Here is a 12830-nt window from a genome sequence, read left to right on the forward strand (position 1 = left end):
CGGTTGCGTCGCCCGAATTACCTGCTCAACGCTAGACTTGATGACATGTCAGAACTGGGGTGGCTGGCGGACTATACGAAGCGGCTTGCGGGCGACCGTGTCGCCGGTTACATCGCTCCGACTTTCCATTTGCGGGAGGCGGAGGGCGACGAACAGGCTGAGCCGACCCGGAGGTCGTATGCCTGGCTGATAGAACAGCTGAGCAAGTTCCCGCCCCGCACCTACTTCGTCGACGGTGTGGCGGGGAGCGGGAAAAGCAGCCTCATCGTCCATGTTGCGACCGATTTGATGCGCAATGATGTGGTTTGCATCCGCGTTGACCACCGGACGTTGTCCCTGGGGCGCAATGCTCTCGGTGACCCGAAGGCATTCGGTAAGGCGCAGTGCCCTCCGGATGTCACCGAGAGGCCGCTGTGGAAGTCGCGTGTCAAACACGAGCAGGCTGTCTTCTTGGTGGACGCCGTCAATGAACTGCAGCGAGAGTTCCCCGAACGGTCACCGGAGATGGAATTCGTCAAATACCTGCTGGAGGGTACGCACCGGCACACGGTGCTCGCCACCTCCCGATCGACCCCCGAGGCTCTGGGGGCCTCTCACCTCCGGCCGATCGAGCAGTTGACGATTGCTCCGCTGACGGACGCAGAATCCGAGAACTACCTGCTTGATTGCGGTCTTGATCCGCGTCCCGCACTGAAGGAGATCCGGGCGACCGGTCTCGACGGCGCCATCTGGAACCCGCTCCTGCTTTCCCTCCTGGCGCATCTCCTGAAGTCGGAGACGCCTGGCCGTCGGATGCGCATGCCGCGGTCCCGGGCCGAACTCCTGTTGGCCACCGTGGAGAGGGCCCGCACGAATGAGTACCTCAAGGCTCGCGAAGAACATATAGCGCAGCACGGCCTGAACCTCGAAGCCGTCCTCTGCGCCGGCGCACTGGTCATCTTTTCGAGCAAGGGCGGAGAAAACAGTCTGCAGCGGAAGGATCTCAGGGGCATACTCCGGAGGGTGTGGGAGGACTCGGAGAGCCTGGACTCCGCCATCGACGCGTTCTTGAGTACTCAGTTGGTGACTGCTTACGACCCCGGTGGGGGGCAGGAAACCTTCTATCGACTGCTCCACCCCTCGATTGTCGATTTCGGCCTCGCCCTGGGGTGGCGGTCTTCGAACCCACCCGGCCTGGCGTTCGATCTTGATCAGTGTGTGGGTGACTGGCTGGGACTTCAAACCGATACAGAGAGTGCGGTTGAAGAACTTCTGAAGAGAACGCCGATGATGCGTCCGAGCCTGATGCTCGACGCCATTGTCGCCAATCGCGGTCTGCTCTCCCATAGCGCCAGGGGGCGGATGTGGCGGGCTCTGGGTACCGGCTTCATCGCGGATCGCGGGAGTCGGGACGATTTGGCGCTTTCGCTGGGAAGAGTGCCCTTCCACGTGGTACGTGAGGGTATCGGGTACGGGCTGCTCCACACTCTCCAGAGGGAGCAGCCTGAATTTGCTTTGGACGTGATCGAGTCCCTGCAGTACGAGACGCTCACGCCTGTGTCTCTTCAGCAGCTCAAGAGGCGGCACATACGTCTCCAGAAGAACCAGAGCCCAGGCAGGGTCTCGTCGAACATCCGTCAGGCATCTCCCACGCGCGACGTCGAATATCGTCTGAGTGTTCTTCGTTCCGACCCAAATGCGGTGAACCGTGGAAGCGCGGCAATCTGGTTGGTTCGTCAAGCCCCCGGGCAAGCTCTGGACCCCTTGGTCGACGCTCTGGAAAAGGAACCTGTCGCTTCGGTGCGGGGTTCTGTCGCCACGGCCTTGGGGCAGTTGGCCGATGCGGCTGCGGTTCCCGCGTTGCAGGCCGCTTTGAGCGACGAAGTCGCTTCGGTGCGGGGTTCGGCTGCGACGGCGTTGGGGCGGTTGGCCGATGCGGCTGCGGTTCCCGCGTTGCAGGCCGCTTTGACCGATGAGGTTGCTTCGGTGCGGGGTTCGGCTGCGACGGCTTTGGGGCGGTTGGCCGATGCGAGTGTGGTTCCTGCGTTGCAGGTGGTTCTCACCGATGAGGATGCGGCGGTGCGGGGTTCGGCCGCGACCGCTTTGGGGCGGTTGGCGGATGTGGCTGCGGTTCCTGCGTTGCAGGCGGTTCTGGCCGATGAGGACGGTTCGGTGCGGGGTTCGGCTGCGAACGCTTTGGGGCAGCTGGCCGATGCTGCTGCGGTTCCTGCGTTGCAGTCCGTTCTGACCGATGAGGTTGCTTCGGTGCGGGGTTCGGCTGCGACGGCGTTGGGGCGGTTGGCCGATGCCAGTGTGGTTCCTGCGTTGCAGGCTGTTTTGGCGGATGAGGATGCGGCGGTGCGGGGTTCGGCTGCGACGGCTTTGGGGCGGTTGGCCGATGCCAGTGTGGTTCCTGCGTTGCAGGTGGTTCTCACCGATGAGGATGCGGCGGTCCGGGGGTCGGCCGCGACGGCTTTGGGGCAGCTGGCGGATGTGGCTGCGGTTCCCGCGTTGCAGGCCGTTCTGGCCGGCGATGAGGATGCGGCGGTCCGGGGGTCGGCCGCCACAGCCCTGGCACGGTTGGCTGACGCTGCCGCGCTTCCCGCGTTGCAGGCCGCGCTGGCCGGCGACGAAGTCGCTTCGGTGCGGGGTTCGGCTGCGACGGCCCTGGGGCGGTTGGCGGATGTGGCTGCGGTTCCCGCGTTGCAGGCCGCGCTGGTCGACGGAGTTGCTTCGGTCCGGGCCTCAGCGGCAGCAGCTCTTGGGCGCGTCGGCGATGTCCGGGCCACCGAATCGTTGCGCGGGCGTCTCGAAGACCGCAAGGAGGAATACCACGTCCGCTCCGCGGCGGCCTGGGCGCTCGGGGCCCTCGTCTCGGATGCGCAACCCTGGCTCATACCGCTGGCGGATGAATTGCAGGGTTACGCAGGACCGGTCATGCGGGAGGCCAGAAGGTTCCGTGGCGTCCTCGTCAACCTGCTGAGTCGTCAAGCGAACGACGAGGGCGTGCGCTCCTGGCTCGAACGCGTCGGCCGCTTCGATCCCGATCCACTGAACCGGACGGTTGCCGTACAGGGGCTCGCGCAAGCGCGGTGCATCGATGCGCGACTGATTCGATTTCTCATCGATCCGGAAGTCCCGCGCAAAGACGGACGCAAGCGAGACACGGACGACGGTGTTCTTGGCGTAGCCGGCGCCGCAGTCCTCCGCATGTTCGAATATGCGGAGGCCGAGTCGCTGCGTCTCATACCTTCGGTGGTCCGACTCCTCGCCGACCCCGAAACATGGAACACCACCATCAATGCGGTGCTCGCGCCGCTTTCTTCTCTCCCGCTGGAAGTTTCGCAGAAACTTATCCAATTGATCCAGAAAAGCGCTGCGCGATACAAGGAGAAGAACCGCTTTTTTCAGAACCGACTGGATCAGCATGTGGAAAAGTGTCAAGGTCGGCAGTATGCCGAGGCTGAATTCCGGAAGATGGTAGACAGTCCCGAAGTGGGGCTTGCGGGCTTTCGGAAGTCCGCGCAGTCGAGATTCGATGAGGTCGCATCTATGGGGTCTGAAGAGCACTTCGACGTTGTCATCCTCACGGCTGTCCCCGTCGAATCGGCCGCGCTGTTCGAAGAGTTGCGCAGCAGAAGCATCGTGCATCGCACCATTCAGCGGAACGGCAGATACTACAGCGCCTTCGATCTTCCGGTGGGCAGTGAATCCAAAGGTGTGCTCTTTGCGCAGGCCACGGACAAGGGTGGGCAAGCTGCGGCGGCTCTCACCCGGGAGCTGATCGCAGAATTCGGATGCACGCTGGTGCTCCTGGTGGGTGTCGCAGGAGGGTTCTCGGAACGCAAGGTCGAACTGTACGACGTCATCGTCGCCCGAAATGTCTTCAACTATGACCCGCGACGCCTAGAGGCCGACGGGCAGGGGTATCGCCCTCAACCGTATCGAAGCGACGAACAGCTGATCCGGCTTGTCAATCATCTGCTCACCAGCGGTGCGCTGGACGCGACGCTCGACGGTCACGCCCTGCACACGAAGGACTACGTCAGCGGAGAGACGGTTCTCGCCTGGGGCGAGGCTCCCTTGCGACAGCAATTGCTCGGATTCTCGATCGACGTGTACGGAATGGAGACCGAGGGTCATGGAGTCATGCATGCCGTCTGGGAGACGTTCAAGGTGGACTCCTTCGTCGGCGCGGGAGTGATCAAATGCGTAAGTGATCTCGGTGATGAAGACATGAGGGTCGACAAGGACGAGAAGCAACAGCGGGCTGCTCGCATAGCCGTGCAGGTCGCGCTGCGCATCATCGGCGACTTCCGCAGGTGAGAGACGGGTTCGCGGGTCGTGGGACTCCCCATTCCGGTCAGGCCGCCCCCGCCACCGCCCGCACCGTCTCGTTGCGCACCCGGCAGTAGTACGCCGCCGCCCCGTCGCCCAGGTAGCTCCACGGCAGCGCGTCCACATAGCCGTCGACCAGCTTGAACTGCTTCAGCGCGGCCTCGTGCCGGTCCTGGAGGTGGAGGTAGAACGCCAGCAGGTGGCGCAGTTGCGCCAGGCCCGGGTGCTCGGGGTCGGCAGCCGCCGCGTCCGCGAGGCCCGCGTCGACCCGGGCCACCATCTCGGGCGTGTTGTCGGCCGCGACTTCGGTCGGCTCGTCGTGCTCGAAGTGCGCGATGAGCGGCAGCACCGACAGCAGACTGCCCAGCGGCGCCTCGGCCGCCGCGCGCTCGGCGAAATCGAACGCCTGCTGCTGCGACCCCCGCCACTTCGCACACCAGTACTGGAGTGCCGAGAGGTGGGCCCCGAAGTGGTGCGGCGCGCGCGTGGTGATCTCCGCCCACAGCTTGTCCATCTCGGCCTGCGGATAGCCGAGGCCGAGCGCCACCCAGATCTCCGTGATGTACGGCGTGGGGTCGTCGGGGTTGAGGGCGGCCGCCCGCGCGATCTCCTCGCGTGCGCCCGTCAGCGTCCGGCGGAAGCCCGCGAACTGCTCCTGCGTCGTGTACTCGGCCAGCTTCGCGCCTCGCAGCTCCCAGGCCAGGTACACCGTGCTCTGCGCCCTGACCACGGCCGCGTCCGGGTCCTCGGGGCGCGCGGCCTCCCAGGCCAGCAGCCACGCGTCCTCCTTGGCCGCGAGCGTGCCCAGCAGACCGGTGACCGTCGTACGGCGCTCCCAGTCCCGGCCGATGTCGCGCAGCACCTCGGCCGCGGGCTGCCAGTCGCCGCCCTGCACCGCGGCGAGGGCCTGGGCCCAGGGCGCGGGCAGCGGCGCGGCGTGCTCGGTGTCCTGCCGCTCGGCGGGCAGCAGGCCGAGCTGCTCCGCGGCCTCGGCCGCCTGGTCGGCGTCCGGAGGGCTCGGCGAGAACAGCTCCTTCACGAACACGCCGGTGAACCACACGGCGGCGATCACCACAGGGAGGGCCAGGATGCCCAGGATCCAGAGCAGGACGGTCATCGGGGGGTCCGGTCCGTTCGTCGGGAGAAGTCGGGGTGTGCTGGGGTGTGTCGGGATGTGCTGGTCACGCGGGCTGTGCCGCAGGTGGCAGCAGCGCGCGCAGGGGTGCGGTGTCGGGGTGGTCGGCGAGCGCCGCCTCCACGGCCGCCTCCAGCGCGGCCTCGGGGCCGTCGCCCGGTGTGTTCGCCGAGGCCCAGCCGGGCAGGCGGACGGCCGCCGGGCGTGACCAGGAGAACTCCCAGTGCAGCAGCGAGCGGGCGCTGAACTCGGCCAGCACCATCGTCCGCAGCGACTCACCCAGCCGCGGCCGTGCGAACTCGCGGAAGGCCCGGCCCTTCGCCGCGGCCGCCTGCTCGGACAGCGGCAGCCGCTCCGCCAGCCGCCACAGCCGGCCGTCGTCGATCACCTCCAGCAGCGCGGTCAGCGTCGGCTGCTGCCCGGTGTAGTCGGCCAGCGCCCGGTGCAGCGGGGTGTGCACGCAGGACAGGCCCTCGGCCATGGAGGCATCCAGCAGTTCCTCCCACGCACCGGTGCGCCGGAAGGCGAGAACCTCGTCCGCGAGGACGGCGTCCTCCAGCGCGGCCAGGGTGCGCTGCGCGTCGGTGAGCAGGGCGGACGCCGCGCCCTTGGCCTCCTCGGTGCGCCCGTCGGCGGGCAGCGCCTCGATCCGGCGCACCCGCTCGGCGATCGGCGGATGGGAGTCGTACGGCGAGCCGGGCTCGGTCGGCAGTTCCCCGCGCAGCTCCACCAGCTCCGTTTCGCGGGCCGACAGCAGCCGGCCGAAGCCGCCGAAGAACTCGCCGCGCGGTGGCAGCAGCCGTGCCGGCAGGCCCAGGGTGGCGTAGGAGTCGAGGTAGAAGTCGTGGGAGGTGGCCAGCACGGGGATCTCGCGCAGTGCCGACGCGGTCGCGTCGCGGCCGGCGATACGGGCGGCGGCCAGGTCGGCGGCGTATTCCTGGGCGCGGGCCGTGGAGAGGGAGGCGCGCAGGTAGAGCTTGCCGTACGCGGTGTAGATCGCCGCCATCATCCGGTACGTCGCCCCGGCCCCGCCGGTGTCGACCTTCTTGGCCTTCTTGCCCTTGGCGACCCGCTTGGCCGAGGCCTGTTCCTGACGGGCGCGCTCGGTGGCCGCCTTGCCGTCCGCCTTGGCGTGGAACTGTCCGATGACCCGGCCGATCTGCGCCCGGCCGCGCACCACGAGCGCGGACAGCCGCGTATCGCCGCCGGTGAAGTGGCCGTACTCGTGGGCGAGTACGGCACGCAGCTGTGCCTCGGTCAGGCCCGTCAGCAGCGGTACGCCGAGGTAGAGGCGGCGCGGGCCGGGCAGCAGGCCGAGCAGCCGCGACCGTTCGCTCACGGCCGCGTTGACGTCGGCCGTGAGCAGGATCCGGTCGGGGGCGCGGGTGCCCGTCGTCGCCGCGAGTTCCCGGACCAGGGCCCACAGCCGGGGCTCGTCGGTCTCGGTGACCGCGACGCCGGCGGGCTCCTCGCCCCTGGGCGTGCGCAGCATGAACATGCCCTGTACGACGGGGATGGCGAGCAGTGCAGAGACGATGACGATCTTCACGGCGGCAGGGCCGTGCGTCCAGGTGAGCACCGCGATGTCGAGGCCGACGAGCGCCGCGAGCAGCACGAGGCTCAGCAGATAGAAGCCGAACAGCAGAACGAGGGCGCGCAGTGCGCGCAGAGTTGCGCCCATCGGGCAGATCCCCCCACAGGATCCGGAGAAGCGGACATGGCGGACACCGCGAAGCGGCGCTGCCGGTGAGTGTGGGGGGACTCGGAGCAGGCTCGGAGCGAAACGCAGAGTGGACTCAGAGCGGGCTCGGGCAAAGCGTGAGCAAACTCGGAGCACGCGGAGTATGCCCTACCGCAGGTCAGCAGGGCAATCTCAATTCCGGTGGGGCGGTGGGGCGGTGGGGCGGTGGGGCGGTGGGGCGGTGGGCCGGTCAGCCGGGCAGGCTTGTCCGGCTGCCGCCGTTCGCCTCGTAGCCGGCCACCGCCAGCGCGCGGTAGAGGGCGAACTCGGCGGCAGGGTCGGCGGACAGCGTCCAGGGCAGCGCGCCGACGTGGCCGTCCACGTGTATGAGCTGGTCCATGGCCTCCGCCCAGCGTTCGGCGCGGACCAGGAAGAAGACCAGCAGGTGGCGGACGTGGGCGAGCATCGGGTCGTCGGGGCGGGCCGCGTGCACCGCGTAAAGCGCGCCGTGCATCGCCTTGGTGACGACCTCGCTCTGGTAGAAGCTCGCGACCAGGTTCACCTCGGGGAGGTGCTCGAAGACTGCGAAGAGCGGCAGCGCGGCGAGCAGCGAGCCCTCGGGGGCGCGGGCCGCCGCGGCCTCGGCGAACGCGTACGCCTGCGCGCGCGAGCCGTGCCACTTCTCGCACCAGAAGTGCAGCGCGGCCAGGTGCGCCCCCATGTGGTGCGGGGCGCGGTCCAGGATGTTCAGCCACAGCTTCTCGAACTCCGGCTGCGGATAGGCCAGGCCCCGGGCGATGGACAGCTCGACGAGGTACGGCACCGGGTCGCCGGGGGCCAGCAGCGCCGCCTGCCCGCACGCCTGGCGGGCCTCCTCCATGATGATCCGGAAGTCGTCCGTGCCCGGCGTGGACGTCCGCCACGCATGCTGCACCAGGAACTCGGCGTGCACCGCCGCGCCGCCCGCGTCCTTGGGCTGCTCGGCCCGCCACACCCTGAGCCACTGTCCGCCGGGCGTCTCGTGCACCCCGCCCGGCCGCTGCTGAAGCTCCAGCGCCGCCGCGCCGGCGAAGGCCTGCACCCGCTGCCAGCGCACCTCGCCGTCGGCCTCGGTGCCGGCCAGCATTTGGGCGGCCGCGCGGTAGTCCTGGGTGCGCTGCACCAGGTCCAGGACGTCCAGCAGGGCCTGGTCGGGGCCGGGCATCCGCACGTCCAGCTCCTCCTGGCGCACGAAACCGTACGTCGCCGGGTCGGCGGCGTCCGGGTGGCCCGGGGAAACCTGCCCGATCACCCCACGCCTGCGCCGCAGGATAGGGAGCAGCACGAAGCTCAGCATGAGCAGCGCCAGGAGCAGCCAGAGAATCGCCATGCCTCCAGCGAACCAGACACCGCCGACAATTGGCCAACTTCGCCCGCCGGGCCTGTGGAAAACTCCGGCCCAGGTCATGACAGGGGCGGCCGCCACCGCCGTACACCAGGGGCGATGACGGTCCGGCGCCGCCGTGCACACAGGGAAAACCCTTCCGCCGGGGCCCTGCGACCGAGCCGTCCGGCAGCACCCGTCCGAGCGCACTACGCTCGGTGGACATGAGCGACAGGCAGATCAGTCAGCACTTCGAGACCCTCGCGATCCATGCGGGCAACACCGCGGATCCCCTCACCGGCGCGGTCGTCCCGCCGATCTACCAGGTCTCGACCTACAAGCAGGACGGCGTCGGCGGCCTGCGCGGCGGCTACGAGTACAGCCGCAGCGCCAACCCGACCAGGACCGCCCTGGAGGAGAACCTCGCCGCGCTGGAGGGCGGCCGCCGCGGCCTCGCGTTCGCGTCCGGCCTGGCGGCCGAGGACACCCTGCTGCGTACGCTGCTCAGCCCCGGCGACCACGTGGTGATCCCGAACGACGCCTACGGAGGAACCTTCCGCCTCTTCGCCAAGGTCGTCTCCCGGTGGGGCGTGGAGTGGTCGGTCGCCGACACCAGCGACCCCTCCGCCGTCCGGGCCGCGATCACCCCGAAGACCAAGGCCGTCTGGGTGGAGACCCCCTCCAACCCGCTGCTCGGCATCACCGACGTCGCGGCCGTCGCCCAGGTCGCCCACGACGCGGGCGCCAAGCTCGTCGTCGACAACACCTTCGCCACCCCCTACCTCCAGCAGCCGCTGTCGCTCGGGGCGGACGTCGTCGTGCACTCCCTGACCAAGTACATGGGCGGCCACTCGGACGTGGTCGGCGGTGCGCTGATCGTCTCCGACCAGGCGCTGGGCGAGGAACTGGCCTACCACCAGAACGCGATGGGCGCCGTCGCCGGCCCCTTCGACTCCTGGCTGGTGCTGCGCGGCACCAAGACCCTCGCGGTGCGCATGGACCGGCACAGCGAGAACGCCACCAAGATCGCCGACATGCTGACCCGGCACAAGCGCGTGACCAGCGTCCTGTACCCGGGGCTGCCCGAGCACCCCGGCCACGAGACCGCCGCCAAGCAGATGAAGGCGTTCGGCGGCATGGTGTCCTTCCGGGTCGAGGGCGGCGAGGAGGCCGCGGTCGAGGTCTGCAACCGCGCCAAGGTGTTCACGCTCGGCGAGTCGCTCGGCGGTGTCGAGTCGCTCATCGAGCACCCCGGCCGGATGACGCACGCCTCCGCGGCCGGCTCCGCCCTGGAGGTTCCCGCCGACCTGGTGCGCCTGTCCGTCGGCATCGAGAACGTCGACGACCTGCTGGAGGACCTCAAGCAGGCCCTGGGCTAGGGACTGTCCGCGTCACCAGCCGGTGATCGGTGGAGTCGTCTGTGACGGCGGCTCCACCCAGGGGTGGGCGTGCACCGCCCACACGGTGAAGGCCACGGCCACGGCGCACAGCAGCAGCCACAGCAGGCGGCCCACGACGCGCCTGCGCCGCAGTGCCCGGTTGCCGCGGCGGACGACCTCGCCGTACAGGTCCGGTGGCACGGGTGCCGGAGCCTGCTCCATGATCCGCCGTGCGGCGGCCTCCCGCTCGGACCGGTTCACCGGGGTCTGCCCGCACGCCGTCGCCTCATGACGGCGCCACCCTCGCACCGCCCATCGCGCGCGGGGCGGCCGTGCGCGCCGGATGCAGCAAGGTGGCCGTCGCCCGGTCGCAGATGGTGTGCACGCGCTCGGCGGGCAGGCCGAGCAGGGCCGCCGCCTGTTCCTCGGCGACCCCCTCGTACAGCCGCAACACCAGGATCAGCCGCTCCTGGGGCGCCAGGGCGGCGAGCGGGCTGCGCGGATGGGGCCGGGCGCGGCCGAAGGCGCCGTACTGGTGCCATGTCCCGCGCGAGAAGCGTGTGGCGAGGTACTGGCGGGCGCAGTCGTACGGGTCCTCGCCGCGCAGCCGGTCCCAGCAGGCGTAGGTGTGGGCGAGGGCCAGCGTCAGCAGCCTCCGTGCGCGCGGGTTGGCGTCCGGCGCCTCGGCGGTGAGCAGCGTGGCGGCATGCTGCAGCCGCCCACCCGCGCCCGCCACGAACGCCTCGAACTCACGGGCCCGGCGGGCATCGCGGGATGCCTGCCGATCACGCACCGCGCCTCCCCCCTGAGGGGGCCCTGTCCGGCACGAGGCGGATGAGCCGCGTACGACGCAGGACCCGGTCTCATATGAGGCCAGCGGCGGCCCAAGGTCAAGACTCCGGACCGCACCCGTGCGGCGGGTGCCTCAGGCCGTCGGCGGCTGCTCCGGGGACGGCACTCCCTGGACCGACATACGGGCGGAGAGCGCGCTGTTGAAGCGGGTGAGGAGGGTGCAGAACTGCTCGCGCTCCTCCGGTGCCCAGTCGTCTGTCAGCTCGGCCATCAACTGACGCCGGGAGGAGCGCACTTCCTCCAGCCGCGACAGGCCCCGCGGCGACAGCTGGAGCACCACCGCCCGGCCGTCCTCCGGGTGCGAGGTGCGCTTGACGAGCCCGCTGTCGACCAGCGGAGCCACCTGCCGCGTGACCGTGGACGAGTCGATCCCCATGCTCGCGGCGAGCGCCTTGACGCCCATCGGGCCTTCGTTGTCGAGGCGGTTGAGCAGCAGATACGCGGCGCGGTCCATGGAGTTGCGCACCTGCCCGACGCCGCCGAGGCGGGTCTGTTCGGCACGGCGGGCGAACACCGCCACCTCGTGCTGGAGGGTGTCGAGAAGGCCGGTGTCACCGACGGTCGTCATGTCCATCGACATTTCAGGTGTTGTGGGCATGGCCGGAGGCTCGCTTCATGAAGGCTGCTGGGTTGGGGGACAGGGTACGCGGCCCGGGGGCGGGCCGTACCGGCGCTGCGCAAACCGGTCTCGGAGGTTGGTCACACCCGTCGTGTGCGACCGTGAACTGCGAGACTTGAGTCATGAGCTACGGCACGACTGACTCCTTGCGCTCCGTCACCCTCGACGATGTGCGCGGAGCCCAGAAGATGCTCTCGGGTGTGGCGCGGGTGACCGCGATGGAGGGCAGCCGGTACCTGTCCCAGCTGATCGGCGCGCCGGTGCACCTCAAGTGCGAGAACCTGCAGCGGACGGGCTCGTTCAAGCTGCGCGGCGCCTATGTCCGGATCGCCGGACTGCTGCCGGAGGAACGTGCCGCCGGGGTGGTGGCCGCGAGCGCCGGGAACCACGCGCAGGGCGTGGCGCTGGCCTCCGCGCTGCTGGGTGTGCGCGCCACCGTGTTCATGCCGAAGGGCGCCCCGCTGCCGAAGATCAGCGCCACCCGGGACTACGGCGCCGAGGTGCGCCTGCACGGCCAGGTGGTGGACGAGACGCTGGCCGCCGCCGAGGAGTACGCGGCCGCGACGGGCGCGGTGTTCATCCACCCCTTCGACCACCCGGACGTGATCGCCGGTCAGGGAACGGTCGGCCTGGAGATCCTGGAACAGTGCCCGGAGGTGCGCACGATCGTCGTCGGCATAGGCGGCGGCGGGCTCGCGGCCGGGATCGCGGTCGCGGTGAAGGCGCTCAGGCCGGACGTCAGGATCGTCGGGGTACAGGCGGAGGGTGCGGCGGCCTATCCTCCCTCGCTCGCGGCCGGCTGCCCGGTGTCGGTGCACAACCCGGCGACGATGGCCGACGGCATCAAGGTGGGGCGGCCGGGCCTGGTGCCGTTCGGGATCATCAGTGAGCTGGTGGACGAGGTCCGCACGGTCAGCGAGGACCAGCTCTCGGCCGCGCTGCTGCTGTGCCTGGAGCGGGCGAAGCTGGTCGTCGAACCGGCCGGGGCGAGCCCGGTGGCGGCCCTGCTCGGCGAGCCCGGCGCCTTCCCCGGCCCGGTCGTCGCCGTGCTGTCCGGCGGCAACGTCGATCCGGTGCTGCTCCAGCGGGTGCTGCGGCACGGCATGGCCGCGCAGGGCCGCTACCTGGCGGTCCGGCTGCGGCTGACGGACCGTCCGGGCGCCCTCGCCACGCTCCTCGGGGTGTTGTCAGTGGTCGACGCCAACGTCCTCGACGTGAGCCATGTACGGACCGACCCCCGGCTCGGGCTCACGGAGGCGGAGGTGGAGCTGCACCTCGAGACGAAGGGACCGGCCCACTGCGCCGAGGTCGGCCAGGCCCTGCGCGAGGCGGGCTACACGGTCATGGACTGAGCGGTCATCGACCGAGCCACGGTCATCGACCGGACGCACCCGTCCTCGACCGAGGCCGGGCGAGGCCCGGAGCGGCGGTGCCATTCGTTCGGGGAAATGCATTGAGAGACGCGATACATCGCGTTATGGTGT

At 69.7% G+C, this 12830-nt stretch carries 9 protein-coding genes; 3 read left to right on the forward strand and 6 right to left on the reverse strand.

Going from position 1 to position 12830, the window contains the following annotated elements:
* Positions 1-45 precede the first annotated feature (45 nt).
* Positions 46-4305, forward strand: a complete 4260-nt coding sequence (locus AQI88_RS23000) for a HEAT repeat domain-containing protein (protein ID WP_067002504.1) — start codon at positions 46-48, stop codon at positions 4303-4305.
* A gap of 37 nt (positions 4306-4342) precedes the next feature.
* Here AQI88_RS23000 and AQI88_RS23005 read toward each other — a convergent pair whose 3' ends face one another.
* The 3 genes from AQI88_RS23005 to AQI88_RS23015 form a co-directional block, all read right to left on the reverse strand.
* Complete coding sequence (locus AQI88_RS23005; protein WP_067002506.1) at positions 4343-5434, reverse strand: hypothetical protein; 1092 nt, start codon at positions 5432-5434, stop codon at positions 4343-4345.
* 64 nt (positions 5435-5498) lie between these two features.
* Positions 5499-7133 (reverse strand): M48 family metalloprotease, encoded by a 1635-nt coding sequence (locus AQI88_RS23010; RefSeq protein ID WP_067002508.1) that lies wholly within the window; start codon positions 7131-7133, stop codon positions 5499-5501.
* Positions 7134-7383: 250 nt separating this feature from the next.
* A complete protein-coding gene (locus AQI88_RS23015) occupies positions 7384-8502 on the reverse strand; it encodes a hypothetical protein (protein ID WP_067002510.1) in 1119 nt (372 codons plus the stop codon).
* A 218-nt stretch (positions 8503-8720) separates the two neighbouring features.
* Here AQI88_RS23015 and AQI88_RS23020 point away from each other — a divergent pair, with 218 nt between their 5' ends.
* Positions 8721-9875, forward strand: coding sequence for a cystathionine gamma-synthase (locus AQI88_RS23020; protein WP_067002513.1), 1155 nt, complete (start codon positions 8721-8723; stop codon positions 9873-9875).
* A gap of 12 nt (positions 9876-9887) precedes the next feature.
* Here AQI88_RS23020 and AQI88_RS47080 read toward each other — a convergent pair whose 3' ends face one another.
* From AQI88_RS47080 to AQI88_RS23035, 3 genes are all read right to left on the reverse strand, one after another.
* Positions 9888-10136, reverse strand: a complete 249-nt coding sequence (locus tag AQI88_RS47080; RefSeq protein WP_067002515.1) for a hypothetical protein — start codon at positions 10134-10136, stop codon at positions 9888-9890.
* A gap of 25 nt (positions 10137-10161) precedes the next feature.
* A complete protein-coding gene (locus tag AQI88_RS47085) occupies positions 10162-10668 on the reverse strand; it encodes a sigma factor-like helix-turn-helix DNA-binding protein (RefSeq protein ID WP_067002517.1) in 507 nt (168 codons plus the stop codon).
* Positions 10669-10800: 132 nt separating this feature from the next.
* Positions 10801-11307, reverse strand: coding sequence for a MarR family winged helix-turn-helix transcriptional regulator (locus AQI88_RS23035; protein WP_208615880.1), 507 nt, complete (start codon positions 11305-11307; stop codon positions 10801-10803).
* A 161-nt stretch (positions 11308-11468) separates the two neighbouring features.
* Between AQI88_RS23035 and ilvA the strand changes: the two genes are divergently transcribed.
* Positions 11469-12698, forward strand: a complete 1230-nt coding sequence (ilvA, locus tag AQI88_RS23040; RefSeq protein ID WP_067002520.1) for a threonine ammonia-lyase — start codon at positions 11469-11471, stop codon at positions 12696-12698.
* Positions 12699-12830 lie beyond the last annotated feature (132 nt).

It is taken from the genome of Streptomyces cellostaticus (genome assembly GCF_001513965.1).
Taxonomy (GTDB): Bacteria; Actinomycetota; Actinomycetes; order Streptomycetales; family Streptomycetaceae; genus Streptomyces; species Streptomyces cellostaticus.

Bases quoted from the DNA above. Each gene is read 5' to 3' on its own strand.
- AQI88_RS23005 (WP_067002506.1), bottom strand. From the start codon at position 5,434: ATGACCGTCCTGCTCTGGATCCTGGGCATCCTGGCCCTCCCTGTGGTG.
- AQI88_RS23035 (WP_208615880.1), bottom strand. From the start codon at position 11,307: ATGTCGATGGACATGACGACCGTCGGTGACACCGGCCTTCTCGACACC.
- AQI88_RS23015 (WP_067002510.1), bottom strand. From the start codon at position 8,502: ATGGCGATTCTCTGGCTGCTCCTGGCGCTGCTCATGCTGAGCTTCGTG.
- AQI88_RS23010 (WP_067002508.1), bottom strand. From the start codon at position 7,133: ATGGGCGCAACTCTGCGCGCACTGCGCGCCCTCGTTCTGCTGTTCGGC.
- ilvA (WP_067002520.1), top strand. From the start codon at position 11,469: ATGAGCTACGGCACGACTGACTCCTTGCGCTCCGTCACCCTCGACGAT.
- AQI88_RS23000 (WP_067002504.1), top strand. From the start codon at position 46: ATGTCAGAACTGGGGTGGCTGGCGGACTATACGAAGCGGCTTGCGGGC.
- AQI88_RS23020 (WP_067002513.1), top strand. From the start codon at position 8,721: ATGAGCGACAGGCAGATCAGTCAGCACTTCGAGACCCTCGCGATCCAT.